This is a genomic window from Hoylesella timonensis S9-PR14, from assembly GCF_000762405.1.
In the GTDB taxonomy this organism is placed as follows: domain Bacteria; phylum Bacteroidota; class Bacteroidia; order Bacteroidales; family Bacteroidaceae; genus Prevotella; species Prevotella timonensis_A.
The window spans coordinates 1-689 of record NZ_JRPQ01000206.1; the positions used below are offsets into that span (position 1 = coordinate 1).

Below are 689 nucleotides of genomic sequence, written 5' to 3' on the forward strand. Positions count from 1 at the left end.
AAAAAGGGGTTACGAATTGAAGGTAAACAACTGTGTCATAGGTTTTTATTCTTCATCTTTCATTTTTCTGCATCGCTCAGGAATACTTGTTCATCTGTACCTTTGCAAGCAAAGGAAATTTAGAAAAAACGACAGAAAAATGAAGGAAAACAAACTCAAAGTATCGTTCTTCGTTCAGGCGAAACGAACCGACAAGAAAGGACTTGTGCCTGTCATCGGGCGCATCTCAGTTGGCAGAACCCATTCGGGCTTCTCCACCAAGTGTAAGACTCCGCTCACTCTTTGGGACAGCCGTAAGCAACGGCTCATCGGTAAGAGCAGCATGGCTGTGTCCGTCAATCAGAAACTCGGCGAATGCACCGCACTCATCCACGCACGCTTTCACGAACTCAGTGAAAGGAAAGAAACTTTCACAGCCACAGACGTGAGAGATGCCTATCAGGGGCAAATCCACTGTCAAACCTTGCTCTTGGAGAGTTTTGGGGAGTATCTCACACTGACAAAGGAACGTATCGGTATCGACCGAGCCTTAAAGACGTTCAAACTCCGTACCTACCAACTCTCCCTGCTCCGTGAGTATGTGCAGAAGAAGCACAAGGTAAGCGAAATTCCCCTTTCACAGTTGGACAAAGCCTTTATCGAGGGCTTCGAGTATTATCTCACCATTGACCGAAAGCTGAAACGCAGCA

The 689-nt window shown here is 46.6% G+C and carries 1 protein-coding gene; it reads left to right on the top strand.

The features are described from left to right. Window positions 1-139: 139 nt before the first annotated feature. Window positions 140-689: phage integrase SAM-like domain-containing protein (locus HMPREF9304_RS11675; RefSeq protein WP_036929378.1), on the top strand; the 550-nt coding region annotated here is incomplete at its 3' end.